We start from the raw sequence: 11645 nt of genomic DNA on the forward strand, positions 1-11645 counted from the left end.
AACTGCTAGCGCTTGCCGATAGCAAAGCGCATGGCAAGGAATGCTGAGAAAAATGCGATGAGCAGTGAAACGGCAAGCCAGATTGCATTCATCTGCGTTAACGCGTGAGTGACCGCTTGAGGCAGCAGCGGCTGCTGTGTGACGGAAGCCGGGCCGCGAAGAATTTCGACGGCTCCTGCGATGAGCATAGCCACCGCAGCAACCAGCGCGATCATGATAGGCAGCGCACGCAGCCATGGGAATGCAATCGGCGGAAGCGGGGCGGGCTCAGAAGCTGCAGCCTCGCGGCGCACAGCATCCATAACCGACATAACAAAGCCCGAAGACGGCACGATCTCGTCTTGCCTGGACAGCATACGATCCAATTCGTCTTCCATCATGCCTCCTTCAGTCTCGGCACATCGAGTAACTGCGGCAACTTGCTGCGCAGAATCTCGCGTCCCCGAAACAATCTTGCCTTTACCGTACCTTCAGGCAGCCCCAGACTTTTTGATGCTGCCGGCACATCCATCTCATGAAAATAGTACAGAATCATGGCGTCGCGATACTTTGCCGGAAGAGCCATCACGGCTTTCCGGACCATCCTGTCACGTTGATGCTTCTCAAACTCGGCGGAGTGCGAGTGCTTGTCCTTCAACTCGGCGACTTCGTCCAGGGCGACATTTCCAGCGGGTATCCGCTTCAGTTCTGAACGGTAAAGATTTGCCGCCACCGCGAAGAGCCACGTGGAGAAAGCCGCGTCTCGCCGCCAACTGGAAAGCGAACGATAGATACGCAGAAAGGCTTCCTGGGCCATCTCCTCCGCGCGGCCGCGATCGTTGCAGAAGCGATAGGCCATATTCACTAGTGGTCCCTGCCAGCGGCGCACGATGCCTTCGAAAGACGCAATGTCTCCCGCCAGCACCCGCTCCACATTCGCCAGATCTTCTGCAGCGCTCACGCTTCGGTGTTTCCTCGCAGAGTACGACCGCCCCGCATCCATGATGGTTGCATTTTTATTTTTGAAAATAAAACGCAACCGGTGCCTGAGGCTGCAGGTCTTACTCGGCGTCAAGGAGGTTGTTATGTTCTTTCAAGGTCCGGGGGTTATTTTCCTTTTTCTCAGCGTTGGGGCAGTTGCTCTATTCGGTTTTCTTGCGGTAGCTGCGTGGTCGGGTGCGCGCCAGCAGGAGCGCGAAAGCTATTACCGGAATGACATGCTGAAAAAGCTGGCTGAGTCAGATACGCAGAGCTCCGCTGCTACGATTGCCTATCTGCAGGAAAAGGAGCGCGCAGCCGAAGCGAAAAGCCACGCGAAAAAGCGCGAGGGGTATGTTGTTGGCGGGCTGGTCAACATAGGAGTCGGCATTGCGCTGATAGCTTTTCTCGCTGAAATTGCGCCCAACAGGGCTGTTGGATTAGTTGGCCTCATCCCTGCCCTGATCGGCGTTGCCCTGCTCATTTCTGCATTTTTGTTTGCGCCCAGAAAGGCGGCCTAGCAGCCGCCTTGTCGTGCACATCATGCGACATCGGCGGCAGCCAAGGAGGGCTTGCGATAGCCTTCCGTCGCCATATGTTTTCCCATCGTCGCGTACATCGATTCATCACGCGGCTGCCACGTTCCCAGCCCATCGACATAGCGGTTATACATACAGAATGCGGCTGCAATCAGCACTGTGTCGTGAATCTCTACGTCAGTTGCGCCGAGATCACGCGCCTTCTGAATATCGCCTGCTGTGACATGCTTGCCGCCCTTCTGCACTTTTCCGGCAATCGCCAGCAGCGCCTTTAACTTCTCGGAGATGTCCGCGTGCTGGAAATCAGCCTTTACCCGCTTCACGATTTCGTCGTCACCGAAATGAGCGGCGGCGGCAGCGCCATGACTCGTCTGGCAGAAATAGCAATCGTTCTGAGACGAGACATGCATTGCAATCAGCTCGCGCTCGCCGGGAGTGAGGCTGTTCGGCTCATGCAATAGAATGTGCGCGAGTTCGCGCATGGGCTTGGCTGTCTCGGGGCGAAATGCAAACCCGGCGGTGATGCCGGGTAGATCTTCAGGCAGTGTAATGTGCGGCATTTTCCTCTCCTTGTTAGCGGACCACCGCGTAGGTGGTCAGATATTCCTTGCTCACTGTCACGTAGCCATCGCGGGCGACACGCTTGCCGCGTTCGCGATAGCTCGCCTCGTCGAGCGGCTGCAGGGTCGCCAGGCCATCGACGTAGCGGTTGTACATGCAGAAGGCCGCGGCGATCAGAACGGTGTCGTGAATCTCGATATCTGTTGCGCCCTGGCTGCGCGCGACTTCCACATCTTCGGCAGTGACGTGCTTGCCGCCCTTCTGGACCTTTCCGGCGATTACCAGCAGTGCCTTCAGCTTGTCAGAAATGTCGGCGTGTTGAAAATCAGCCTTGACGCGCTTCACCAACTCTTCGTCGTCATTCAAGTGGGCTGCGGCAATTGCACCGTGACTCATCTGGCAGTAGTAGCAGTCATTCAGATAAGAGACATACGTCGCGATGAGTTCGCGTTCACCGGGCGTCAACGAGTGCGGATCACGCAGCAAGACTTCGACCAATTCATTCAGGGGCTTTGCTGTTTCCGGACGGAAAGCCATTGCGCTACGAATACCGGGCAGTTCTTTGGGCAAGTTGATGTGAGGCATTTTTCAAAAATCCTTTCAGAGAAGAGAAGATTCGGCGGCCTCGGTGGCCGTTACGGGTCTGGCTGAGATAAGCCAGCGTCGCAGCAGATCGCCGCACAACACAACGGCAACTCCGATGAGCGCGGGCACGGGATCATGCATAAGGATAAGCAGCGCAATGATGCCGCTGCCCACAAGAAATACGATGGGAGCCAAGGGATACCACCAGCGACGGACCGGCTCTTTCAGACGGAACAATGACGCGGCGGAAAGCGAGAGGAAGCAAATCGCGGAAAAGATGATGTAAGCGAGGATGCGGTCAAAGGCTCCAAAGCATAGCACCAGCAGCGCGCCGCCCATCTGGAGCAAAACGGCGTTCGCAGGCGTTCCAAAGCGCGGATGCAACCGCCCAAACACCGAGAAGAAGGCACCGTCTCTCGCCATCGCATAATAGACTCGCGGCACGACCATCGTGAGCGCCATCAATCCGCCGATAACAGAAAGCAGGACGCACGCCGAGAGGACTTTCCCGCCTGCGGATCCAAAGAGCGCCTGCCCAAACTGCGCCACGAAGGCTGTATTGGAAACAATGCGCTCCAGCGGTACTACCAATAGAAATGCAAAGCTGACGAGCAGATATACGGCCGTAACCAGCAGCACGCCGCAAACAAAGGCAAGGGGCAGCGTGCGCTTTGGATTCTTGACCTCACCGGCTAGTTTGCCCGCTTCCCACCATCCACCGAAGCTGAAGAACGCGTTGACTGTGGCTCCGGCGATGGCTCCAAAAAGTGCTTCAGAGCCGGGCCGCCGCGTGGTTAGTGGCAGCAGGTTCGCAGTCGAAGCGTGACCGGAAACAAACGCCCAGGCTACCAGCGCGAAGAGCACAGCAATTTTCACCAGATTTGCAGTAGCCATTACGCGGCTGCTCAGGCGCGTTCCCACATAGTTGATGATGCCGAGAGATATCAGGATCGCCGCTGGCAGCAACGTTGCGGTTCGCGGTGAAACCGTAACAATGGATTGCACGTAAGGCACGGCACCGACTGAGAGAGCTGCGGCCAGTCCCGGATCGATCACCGCAGCCGACATCCATCCGTAAAGAAAGGCGACGCGGCTGCCGTATCCTTCGCGCAGATAAACATACTCTCCGCCGGCCTGAGGAAACCGCACGGCGAGTTCCGAATAACAAAGCGCGCCGCTGATGGCGACCAGCGCCATGCCGCACCAAACCGCAGCCAGCAGGAGCGGCGAGCCCAAGGACTTCGCCATCGCCGCCGGTGTCAGAAAGATGCCTAGCGCAATCGACTCGCCGGTGACGACAGCAACGGCGGAGGCCAATCCCATCTGTCTACCGAGTTTCGCCTGGCCTGGTAGTTCCATTCGCATGCCATCCTACGGGGAAAGGCATGACGCTGGCATCCACCAAAAGTTTGAAACGGGCGGTTGCTGCGGAAAAGAGTTATTCGTAGCGCAGCGCTTCGATCGGATTCAGATTGGCCGCTTTGATTGCAGGAATCATGCCGCTCACCATGCCGACGACAATCAGAATTCCGGTCGCAACAATCACAATCATCGGTGAGATGAGCAGGCGGATGTCCGCGGCCTCGGCATTCGCAGCAAGAGCGCTGTAAAACGTGATGCGTCCCACTGCGATAGAGACAGCATATGCGAGCACGATGCCAATCGCGCCGCCAACCCCGGTGATCACCAAGGCCTCGGCCATAAATTGGATCAGGATATGGCGCTTGCGCGCGCCAAGCGCTTTTTCAATACCGATTTCACGCGTGCGCTGCTGCACGGCGACCAACATGATGTTCATCAGTCCAATGCCGGCGATGCCCAGCGTTAGCGCGCCAATAAACAGGAGCAGCACCTGCAGCGCAAGTGTGAGCATGCGGAACTGCTTTAACTGCTCCATCAGATTCGCAACAAAAATGGCATTGTGATCCGACGGCCGGAAATTGTGTGCCGCTGCAAGCGTGTTGCGAATCGCCTGCTCCACGACCATGTGGTTGCCGGTATAGTTCAGCCAGATGCCGTCCAGGTATTTCAGATCCTTGATGTCCCCCATGGTATTGAGGGGCACATATATCTGGCGGTTGATATCGTCGTCTCCCTCCTGCATCTTTGGCTTGAGAACGCCGATAATCGTAAAACTGATGCCATTCAAACGGACACGCTGCCCGACCGCATATTCTCCGGAGAAGAGCTTGGTCTTGGCCTCCGAGCCGACAACAGCAACATGACTGCGCTGCTGATCGTCCAGATCTGTGAAAAATCTACCCGAATCCACATCGAACTTGAGAATGTCCTGAATCTGCGGGCGGTAGCCAATCACCGACCAGGTATAGGTGTGCAGATCATTCGCAACAGGAACATCTTTGGAGATCATCGGCGAGATATGCTGCAGATTCGGCACCATGGTCCACAGGCGGTCCACATCCTCCTGCGTAAAGCGCACCTGCACACCTGCCTTTGTGCCCCCAGCCTGCTCACTCGTCCTTCCCGGAAACACACCGATCATCTGCGTGCCCCACTGCGCGAAGATGGCTTCAATCGCCGCCCCAAATCCTGCGCCGTACGCCAGCAACAGAACCACGGTGGCAATGCCCCAGGCCATGCCGACAATCGTGATCGTCGTGCGCCGACGGTTGTAGACCATCGCCTCATAAGCCTGTCCCCAGAGATCGCGCAGCATGTTGACTCCTTATTCGCGCCGTAGCGCTTCCACGGGTTCTAGCGCAGCAGCCTTGCCCGCCGGGTACAAGCCCGCGATGATTCCGCTCACACTGAGCGAAAGAAGCGCGAGCGCCGCCGACCACGGCACCAGTCTCGGCGGATCGAAACCCGGCATGCTATTTCCCAAAGTACTCTGGAGCACGTACATCAAGAGCGCTGATCCACCAATGCCAATCAGCCCGCTCACTCCTGTCAGCAACAGTCCTTCAAGGAAAAACTGCGTCATGATGCTACGCGAGGTTGCGCCGAGCGCCTTGCGCAAACCGATCTCGCGTGTCCGCTCGCTCACTGAAACCAGCATGATGTTGATAATGCCGACGGCGCCCAGAGCCAATGTCACAATACCGACTCCGCCGAGGAAGACATCCATCGCCGTCCATATCTTGCCCACCATCTGCTCTTCCTTGATGGTGTCCCATTCGTTGAACGCGTCTTTTGAACCAGGATCGAAGCCGTGCCGCTTGGCGATAATCTCATGCACCTGCCGCATTGCCGCGGCATTCTCGCCGCGAATTCGCGGCTGATATTGAATCGAAGTCACCGAATCCGCAGGAATGTTTTCGCCCTTTAACGGAAACATCTCAAGCATGGTGGAGAGTGGAATGTAGATTTTCTGATTATCGTTATCGTTGTTGCCCCGTCCCGTCTTGTCGGCAATGCCGACGACCACGAAGTTCGAACCGTTCAAAAGCACCGTCTCACCCAGTGCCGGACGCCCCGGAAACAACAGTTTCGCGCTCTTGTCGCCCAGCACGATGACTCGGCGCCGGTCGCGCAAGTCGGCATCGTTGATGAAACGACCTTCCCGGATGGGCATAAAACGGATGCCGCTGTAGTTGGGCTCGGCCCCAATCGCCTGTCCCCCCGCGCTCTCGTAAGCGCTCTGCTGCTTGATGTCGTTGCGATTGATAAATGCAGTGGCGTTACGCACCTCAGAAGCCTGCGAGCGAATCGCATCCGCATCGGAGAGCGTCAGGTTATACGGCCGCATCCCGGTGTGCTGATTCGCCACCGCCGGAATCGTTCCGCCCCACATCATGATGAGGTCGTTGCCGAGCGTCGCCAACTGCCGTCGCTGGCCTGAGCGGAAACCTTCGCCCACGCTGATAAGCAGCAGCATCGAGCCAACACCCCAGGCAATGCCAAACATGGTCAGGAATGAGCGAAGCTTGTTCGCCCAAATGGCACGGAATACCTGCCCGAAAATATCTTCGACGTTCTGCATCTTATAGCCGGAAGTACGCATCCGGCTGCTCCCAGGTTCCCCGGCTTTTAGACGAGCCGGAAAGAAAAATGGTTCGGGAGCAATCTCTGTAGTCTTAAGTTACGTCTTATTCCGGCCAATACGAAATGCCGATCCCCCGTCGGGGCCGCAAAATCACAGCTTAAAAACCCGCTTCCAGGCTATTTGCCTTGCAGGGAGGAAATCACTGCCTCCACACTCGGCTGGGCATTCTTAAGATAGTCGCTGACGCGCTTCCTTTCTTCAGGGGTAAGCGTCTGAGCGAGGGCAAGCACGCGGCGCAGGGTAACGGACACATCGTCAACATAGTTCATCAATCGAATAGCTTCGCCGGAAAGGGGCATCACTTCCTCGTTATCTTTGATCTCCTTTCTATTGTCTCCGCGACACTCGGTTTCGTAAAGTCGCAGGCCTGAAAACTGCTCAGTCTGTTTCTGCATCCAAGAGACGTACCTGCCAACATGTCTGACATCAAGGAATGCATTGATCAGGTAGTGCACAGCGACGCACGCGCGCCTCTATCGACCTATCGCGTGCAGATGCACTCTCAATTCACGTTTGCCGACGCGCAAAAGATTCTGCCGTACCTCGAACGGCTTGGGATCAGCGACCTGTACAGCTCACCCATTTTCGAAGCTCGCCCGGGAAGCCAACATGGATATGACGTGATCCGGCACGATCGCCTGAATCCGGAACTTGGCGGCGACGATGGCTTCAGCGAGCTTTCTTGCGCACTGCGCGTAGCCAACATGGGCCTGCTGCTCGATATCGTGCCCAACCACATGGGCATTAGTAACAACTCGGTGTGGTGGCAGGACGTGTTGGAAAATGGTCGCGCTTCAGAACATGCAACTTTTTTCGATATCGAATGGGAGCCGCTCAAGCCCGACATGCGCGGCAAACTCCTGCTTCCTATTCTTGGCAAACAGTACGGCGAGGAGCTTGAGGACAAAAAGATCCAGGTCGCTTTTGAAGATGGCCACTCTCGCATTCGTTACTACGAACACATATTTCCGATCGCTCCGCGCACCATTCCGCTGCTTTTTCCCGAAGAAGACGACAGCAAAGACGGCGTACCGCAATCGTTTCGCGATCTGCTGAAAGAGCTGGCTCACATTCCTCCGCACGACACAGCGGACCCGAATCTTGCAATACAGCGTCGCGCGCAGCTGGCCGATCTTCGCCCCCGGCTGCAGCAAGCGCTGCTGTCGGCTGAGCTGCAACCGGCCCTCAAACGGGCTGAAGAGCGCGTGAACGGAGTCGAAGGCAAGCCTGAGAGCTTCGATCTGCTTCATGCCCTGCTTGAAATCCAGCCCTACAGGCTTGCGTACTGGCGCGTATCGGGGGAAGAGATCAACTACCGCCGCTTTTTCGATGTTAACGATCTGGTTGGCCTGCGCATGGAAGATCCCGAAGCTTTTGCGCAGACGCACTCACTCGTTCGTAAGCTACTGGCAACGCAACAGGTCACCGGCTTACGCATCGATCACTGCGATGGCATGTTCAATCCGCGCCAATATCTCATCCGGCTGCAGTTGCTTTATGTCGCCAGCCAGTGCGCGGGGCCAACGGCAAAAGATCCAGTTGGCGAAAACGGAATTGAACTGGAGATACGCGAGGCGCTCCACGGCTATGACTGGACAGAGAGCCGGGGGCCACTCTATACGGTGGTCGAAAAGGTCCTTGAGCCGCGAGAAGCTCTTCCCCGCGAGTGGCCGGTGAGCGGAACGACCGGATACGACTTCCTTCACCTCGTAAATCATGTTTTCATCCAGCCGCAGAATGAGACACGTTTTGATGCGCTCTACACGAAGATCCTGGGACGTGAAGTTGATCCCAGCGAGCTGATTTATCGCTCCAAGCTGCAGGTCATGCAGACGTCGCTGGCCAGTGAAGTGTATGTACTCATCAATCTGCTCAATCATCTGGCATCGAACGATCGCAGAGCGCGTGACTTCACCGAGAGCATACTCGAAAGCGTCATCCGCGAGACGATCGCATGCTTCGCCGTGTATCGAACGTACTTTGATGATCGCGGCCAATACACGGAGCGCGACATTGCCTTCATTGCTCAGGCAATCTGGCGCGCAAAGTATCGCAACCCGGATATCGACGTGTCCGCTTTCGAATTCCTCCAGAACACGCTTTTGCTGGGAGATCCGAACGACGAGAAATATCCTGCGCGCCTTTATTTCGCGTTGAAGTTTCAGCAACTCACCGGCCCGGTAATGGCAAAGGGTGTCGAAGACACGGCCTTCTACGTCTACACTCGATTTCTCTCGGCAAATGAAGTTGGCAGTTCGATCAAGGCCTTCGGCATTTCCAGCGATCTCTTCCACGCCACCAATCAGGATCGCCTGCTGAACACGCCCGATACCATGCTGGCGACGTCAACCCATGACACGAAGCGGAGCGAGGATGTGCGCAACCGTCTCAACGTGCTTTCTGAAATGCCCACGCAATGGTCTTCCATCATCCGGCGCTGGGTCCGCATGAACGCGAGGCACAAGGGCAAGCTGGCGGATGGCCGCATCGCTCCCGATGCGAATGAGGAATACCTGATCTACCAGACCATCATTGGTGCGTGGCCGTGGCAGATGGAAACGATGGATGATCGTGAAGATTTTCTGGAGCGGGTCAAACAATACTGCGCAAAGGCCCTGAATGAAGCCAAAGTCAATCTCAGCTGGATCAATCCGAACCCGGCATATCTTGAAGCAGTGAACAACTTCCTGACTGCGATTCTGCTGCCGGAAGAACGCGCGCGGGAAACACGTTTCGTACAAACACTGAAGGCGGTCCTTCCCGCGCTGCAACTCTTCGGAGCGGTCAACTCACTTGCGCAGGTGGTGCTCAAGATTGCATCTCCGGGCGTGCCCGACTTTTATCAGGGCAGCGAACTTTGGGATCTGAGTCTCGTCGATCCTGATAACCGTCGTCCTGTCGATTACGCCCTCCGACAACAGACTCTCGATGGATTGCTGGAACTGCACGAGCGAGAAGGAGCTGCAGCCGTTTGCTCCGAGGTATTGCGCACTTTACATGATGGCCGCATCAAGCTGTGGACCATGCATCGGGCCCTTTGCACACGACGCGAACTTCATTCTGTTTTCCGTCATGGTGAATACATTCCGCTGAACGTCGAGCAGGAAAAGCACTCAAATGCCATCGCTTTTCTCCGCCAGAGCCGAAGCACGAAGCGATCCGTTCTCATTGTGGTTCCGCGCTTCGCATGTTCCCTGACACATGCCAAACCACATCTGCCGCTCGCAGAGGTATGGGATAAGGCTGTGCTTTCGATTCCGGATCAGACTTTGAGAGAGTTCATCAATGTATTCACCGGGAAGGAGATTCAGGCAGACGAGACATGTCGCCTCAATCTCAGCGACATTTTCGCTGACTTCCCCGTAGCGATGCTGGTCAGTAAAGCATGAAGGCCGCGTCTTACTTCTGAGCAGCTTCGCTCTTTTCTTCCTCTTGAACGCGATCACGATCCGCAACGAGGGTGAGATCTCCCAGCTTTTTCGCGAGTTCCGGCGTCAGCATTCCCTCGGGGCAACGCCAGCCCCAGTTGTCCCCTGAGCGAGATGGCACATTCATCCGGGCCTCTGAGCCAAGCTCCAGAATGTCCTGCAGCGGAAAGAGGCAGATATCGGCAACTGAAGTCGAAGCAGCGCGAATCAGCGGCCACACTACTCCTTCGCGGGTTCCTGGATGCACATACGTCTTCACCGCTCCTTTCTCAACCTTGGTCGCGCCATTCTCCCACCAGCCGCGGGTCGTGTCGTTATCATGCGTGCCGGTGTACACGACGGTGTTCTTCTCGTAACGATGCGGCAGATAGTTGTGCGCTCCGCGATTTGAAAACCCGAACTGAAGAATCCGCATTCCCGGCAGATTGAACTGTTCGCGCAAAGCATCCACTTCCGGCGTAATCAATCCGAGATCTTCGGCAATGAAAGGAAGCTCGCCGAGCGCCTCCCGCAGCCTTGAAAACAAAGCTGCTCCGGGAGCCTTCACCCATTCGCCATTGACCGCCGTATCGTCTTCAGCCGGAATCGACCAGTACGCCTCAAAGCCGCGGAAGTGATCCAGCCGAATCACATCGTAAAGCGAGTGGGCCCGACGAATGCGATCGATCCACCAATCAAACCCGCGCTCCTCCAGCACATCCCACTTATACAGAGGATTCCCCCACCGTTGCCCAGTCGCGCTGAAGTAGTCAGGCGGCACGCCCGAAACGCGAATCGGCGAGAGATCCTCATTCAGGTCGAAGATATCCCGCTGGGTCCAGACATCCGCGCTGTCGTAACTCACAAAAATGGCGACATCTCCAATAAAACGGATATCCCGCTCCGCGCAATAGGCTCGCAATGCCATCCATTGCTCCTCGAAGGCAAACTGAATGACCTGCTCAATGGCCAGCTCTTCGCCGCTTTCTTTCTCCAGAAGCGAAATCGCATCTGGCTCGTGATATGCGTACTCGTTCCGCCATTCATTCCAGCAGGCCAGGCTGAACTTCCGCCGCAGCACGTTGTAGTGTGCGTAATTGTTTAGCCATGTGGCATTCGTTCTGCAGTAGGCATCGAAGCGCGTCCACTGCGCAGACAAATGCAGTTCCTCATGCCGCTGCAGAAAATTCCGTGCTGCTTCCACCAGCAGCGGCATTTTCTTCTTCTCTACGTCATCGAAATGGATGTTGCCTGAACGCCCCGGCAGATCGGCGATGCGCTTGCCCTCGATCCATCCCCAATCAGCCAGCTTCTCAAGACTCACGAGCAAAGGATTGCCGGCAAACGCGGAGAGCGCCGCATAGGGCGAGCTGCCATATCCTGTCGGGCTGAGGGGAAGCACCTGCCACAGCCGCTGCTTCGCCGCGGCGAGAAAGTCCGCAAACTGATATGCGGCAGGACCAAGGTCCCCAATGCCGCCATAAGAAGGCAGCGAAGTGATGTGCAGCAGTATTCCCGATGACCGCTCAAATGACATATCTTTTTTCCACGCAGCGCTGCCAAAAAGGCCCGTGATTCGACAGATTCGAA

The 11645-nt window shown here is 56.4% G+C and carries 11 protein-coding genes; 2 read left to right on the plus strand and 9 right to left on the minus strand.

Annotated features, from left to right (window positions below; genetic code table 11):
- Positions 1–5 precede the first annotated feature (5 nt).
- A complete protein-coding gene (locus H7849_RS10770; RefSeq protein WP_186746408.1) occupies positions 6–380 on the minus strand; it encodes a hypothetical protein in 375 nt (124 codons plus the stop codon).
- Complete coding sequence (locus tag H7849_RS10775; protein WP_186746410.1) at positions 377–940, minus strand: RNA polymerase sigma factor; 564 nt, start codon at positions 938–940, stop codon at positions 377–379. The genes H7849_RS10770 and H7849_RS10775 overlap by 4 nt, the downstream gene beginning before the upstream one ends.
- Positions 941–1064: 124 nt before the next feature.
- Here H7849_RS10775 and H7849_RS10780 point away from each other — a divergent pair, with 124 nt between their 5' ends.
- The gene (locus tag H7849_RS10780) at positions 1065–1478 is read left to right on the plus strand and encodes a hypothetical protein (RefSeq protein WP_186746412.1); all 414 of its coding nucleotides are present in this window, start codon (positions 1065–1067) and stop codon (positions 1476–1478) included.
- A gap of 20 nt (positions 1479–1498) precedes the next feature.
- Here the strand turns inward: H7849_RS10780 and H7849_RS10785 are convergent, their stop codons facing one another.
- From H7849_RS10785 to H7849_RS10810, 6 genes are all read right to left on the minus strand, one after another.
- Positions 1499–2056: a carboxymuconolactone decarboxylase family protein gene (locus tag H7849_RS10785; protein ID WP_186746414.1), complete on the minus strand. Its 558-nt coding sequence runs from the start codon at positions 2054–2056 to the stop codon at positions 1499–1501.
- 13 nt (positions 2057–2069) lie between these two features.
- Entirely contained in the window at positions 2070–2642 is a 573-nt protein-coding gene (locus H7849_RS10790) for a carboxymuconolactone decarboxylase family protein (protein WP_186746416.1), read from the minus strand.
- 15 nt (positions 2643–2657) lie between these two features.
- Positions 2658–4001 (minus strand): APC family permease, encoded by a 1344-nt coding sequence (locus H7849_RS10795; RefSeq protein WP_186746418.1) that lies wholly within the window; start codon positions 3999–4001, stop codon positions 2658–2660.
- Between the two features lie 79 nt (positions 4002–4080).
- A complete protein-coding gene (locus H7849_RS10800) occupies positions 4081–5319 on the minus strand; it encodes an ABC transporter permease (protein ID WP_186746420.1) in 1239 nt (412 codons plus the stop codon).
- Between the two features lie 9 nt (positions 5320–5328).
- Positions 5329–6606, minus strand: a complete 1278-nt coding sequence (locus tag H7849_RS10805) for an ABC transporter permease (RefSeq protein ID WP_251106739.1) — start codon at positions 6604–6606, stop codon at positions 5329–5331.
- A 158-nt stretch (positions 6607–6764) separates the two neighbouring features.
- A complete protein-coding gene (locus H7849_RS10810) occupies positions 6765–6947 on the minus strand; it encodes a hypothetical protein (RefSeq protein ID WP_186746421.1) in 183 nt (60 codons plus the stop codon).
- A 117-nt stretch (positions 6948–7064) separates the two neighbouring features.
- Here H7849_RS10810 and treY point away from each other — a divergent pair, with 117 nt between their 5' ends.
- Positions 7065–10037, plus strand: coding sequence for a malto-oligosyltrehalose synthase (treY, locus tag H7849_RS10815; protein ID WP_186746423.1), 2973 nt, complete (start codon positions 7065–7067; stop codon positions 10035–10037).
- A 10-nt stretch (positions 10038–10047) separates the two neighbouring features.
- On the opposite strand, the gene malQ is transcribed toward treY, so the two are convergent.
- Complete coding sequence (gene malQ / locus H7849_RS10820) at positions 10048–11592, minus strand: 4-alpha-glucanotransferase (RefSeq protein ID WP_186746425.1); 1545 nt, start codon at positions 11590–11592, stop codon at positions 10048–10050.
- Positions 11593–11645: the final 53 nt, after the last annotated feature.

The sequence above is a fragment of the Alloacidobacterium dinghuense genome (assembly GCF_014274465.1).
In the GTDB taxonomy this organism is placed as follows: domain Bacteria; phylum Acidobacteriota; class Terriglobia; order Terriglobales; family Acidobacteriaceae; genus Alloacidobacterium; species Alloacidobacterium dinghuense.